The organism is Nguyenibacter vanlangensis (assembly GCF_013376155.1).
Classification (GTDB): Bacteria; Pseudomonadota; Alphaproteobacteria; order Acetobacterales; family Acetobacteraceae; genus Gluconacetobacter; species Gluconacetobacter vanlangensis.
Window position 1 is genome coordinate 1 of the sequence record NZ_JABXXP010000393.1, and the last position, 2,750, is coordinate 2,750.

The 2,750-nt window shown below is 66.7% G+C and carries 2 protein-coding genes; both read left to right on the forward strand.

All coding sequences use genetic code 11. From position 1 onward, the window contains the following. The first annotated feature begins 78 nt into the window (after nt 1–78). Complete coding sequence (gene gnd, locus HUK84_RS14360) at nt 79–1,074, forward strand: phosphogluconate dehydrogenase (NAD(+)-dependent, decarboxylating) (RefSeq protein WP_176640897.1); 996 nt, start codon at nt 79–81, stop codon at nt 1,072–1,074. A gap of 51 nt (nt 1,075–1,125) precedes the next feature. Continuing rightward, on the forward strand, nt 1,126–2,658 hold the full coding sequence (gene zwf, locus HUK84_RS14365) for a glucose-6-phosphate dehydrogenase (RefSeq protein ID WP_176640898.1): 1,533 nt from the start codon (nt 1,126–1,128) through the stop codon (nt 2,656–2,658). The last annotated feature ends 92 nt before the right edge of the window (nt 2,659–2,750 follow it).

Sequence of the window (2,750 nt, forward strand, 5' to 3'; positions counted from 1 at the left end):
CAACAGGCCGGCGGCCCGGCGCGCCGCGCGGCCGCGTTTCATGCACGGTATCGTCCCGTGCCAAGGAGTATCAAGAACATGCAGATCGGCATTATCGGCCTGGGCCGCATGGGCGGAAACATCGCCGTCCGCCTGACGCGGCACGGGCATGACGTGGTCCTGTTCGACCGCGACCCCGCCACCGTGGCCAAGGTCAAGGACCGTACCGAAGGCGGCCGCGGCATCGCCGCCACCGGTCTCGAGGACATGGTCGGCAAGCTCACCGCCGGCCGCAAGATCGTGTGGGTCATGCTTCCCGCTGGCGAGATCACCGAGGCCGCGGTCCAGGAACTCCACGGCCTGCTCGGCAAGGACGACATCGTCATCGACGGCGGCAATTCCTATTACAAGGACGATATCCGCCGTGCCGCCCAACTGGCGCAGAAGGGCATCCATTACATCGATGTCGGCACGTCCGGCGGCGTGTGGGGGCTCGAACGCGGCTATTGCATGATGTATGGCGGCACCAAGGACGCGGCCGACCATATCGACCCGATCCTCGCCGCGCTGGCGCCGGGCAAGGGCGACGTCCCCCGCACGCCCGACCGCGACAAGTCCGGCCTCGATCCCCGTGCCGAGCAGGGCTACCTGCATTGCGGCCCCGCCGGGTCCGGCCATTTCGTGAAAATGGTCCATAACGGCATCGAATACGGCATGATGCAGGCCTTCGCCGAAGGCTTCGACATCATGAAGTCCAAGAACTCGCCCCGCCTGCCGGAGAACGAGCGTTTCGACCTCAACATGGCCGACATCGCCGAAGTCTGGCGCCGCGGCTCGGTCGTGTCGTCCTGGCTGCTGGACCTGACGGCCGAGGCTCTGGCGAAGAACGCGTCCCTGTCCGAATTCACCGGCGAGGTCGCGGATTCCGGCGAAGGCCGCTGGACGATCGAAGCGGCGATCGAAGAGGCCGTGCCAGCCCCGGTCATCACCGCCTCGCTGTTCACCCGCTTCCGCTCGCGCTCCGGCAACAACTACGCGGAAAAGATCCTGTCGGCCATGCGCTTCGGCTTTGGCGGCCACGTCGAACAGAAGTGAAAAACACACGAAACGACGGGGACAGGTAAACTTACTCAGGGAAACGTCTACATGGATGGTATCGTCGCGTCTGCAACGTCCGAAATCGAAGGGGCAGGCACGCAGCCGCGACGTGCCCCACCCTGCACCTTCGTCGTCTTCGGCGGCGGCGGTGACCTGACGAAGCGCCTGCTGGTTCCGGCCATCTACAACCTCGCCTGCGCCGGCCTTCTCGATGACCGGTTTTCCATCGTCGCGGTCGACTGGGCCGAATTGTCCGATGAAATCCTGCGCGCCCAGTTCCACGAGGCGCTGCGGGACTTCGTCGCCAAGCGCGGCACCTCGGCCACCATGCTGCGCGACGATGTCTGGCGCTGGCTCGACGGCCGCATCTCCTATCTCCGCGGCTCGTTCGAGGAGATGGAGACGTTCGAACGGCTCGGCGCCCGGGTCGGGGACGGCAATGCGGTCTTCTACATGGCGGTGGCGGCGCGCTTCTTCGGCCCCATCGTCGACCATCTCGGCCAGGCTGGCCTGACGAACGAGGCCGGCGGCACCTATCGCCGCGTCATCGTCGAAAAGCCCTTCGGCCACGATCTGGATTCGGCGCGCGAACTCAATACCCGCCTGCTCGCGACATTGCGCGAGCGGCAGATCTACCGGATCGACCATTATCTGGGCAAGGAAACCGTCCAGAACATCATGGCCCTGCGCTTCTCCAACGGCTTCTTCGAACCGCTGTGGAACCGCCAGAACATCGACCATGTGCAGATCACCGCGGCCGAGACGGTCGGCGTGGAAAAGCGCGGCCGCTTCTACGAGGGCACGGGCGCGCTGCGCGACATGGTGCCCAACCACCTGATGCAGCTCCTCGCCATGACGGCGATGGAGGCCCCGGTGTCCTTCGACGCCGACGCGGTGCGCGACGAAAAATCCAAGGTGCTCAAGGCGACGCATTGCGCGGCGCCCGAGGACGTGGTGCGCGGCCAGTACGGCGCCGGCAGCATCGGCGGCGTGCCGGTGCGCGGCTATCGCGAGGAACCGGACGTCGCCCCCGATTCCCGCACCGAAACCTACGTGGCGATGAAGCTGAACATCGATAACTGGCGCTGGGCCGGCGTCCCGTTCTATCTGCGCACCGGCAAGCGCCTGGCGGTGCGCAAGACCGAAATCGCCATCCATTTCCGCCACGCGCCCTATGCGCTGTTCCGCGACACGCCGGTCGAACGGCTCACCCCCAACATCATGACGCTGCACATCCAGCCGACCGAAGGGGTGACGATGCAGTTCGGCGCCAAGATCCCCGGCCCCACCGTACGTCTGGGCGGCGTGCGGATGAAATTCGACTATTCCGAATGGTTCGCCGAGGGCCCCAGCACCGGCTACGAAACCCTGATCTATGACTGCCTCGCCGGCGACGCGACCCTGTTCCAGCGCGCCGACAACATCGAAGCCGGCTGGCGCGCCGTCCAGCCCGCCCTGGACTGGAGCGAACGCGCCGAGGCCGCGCCGCTCTGCCCCTATGCCGCCGGCTCGACCGGCCCGGCCGAGGCCGATGCCCTGCTCGCGCGCGACGGCCGGTCCTGGCAAAGCCTGACGGATTGATCATGTCCGACACCGTTCCCGAATCCGCTCCCGCCATCCTCCCGCCCCGCCCGGCGCCCGCCGACCGGGTGCGGCTGGTCATCTCGGACATC

Coding starts and splice junctions, on each gene's coding strand:
- zwf (WP_176640898.1), top strand. CDS start 1,126: ATGGATGGTATCGTCGCGTCTGCAACGTCCGAAATCGAAGGGGCAGGC.
- gnd (WP_176640897.1), top strand. CDS start 79: ATGCAGATCGGCATTATCGGCCTGGGCCGCATGGGCGGAAACATCGCC.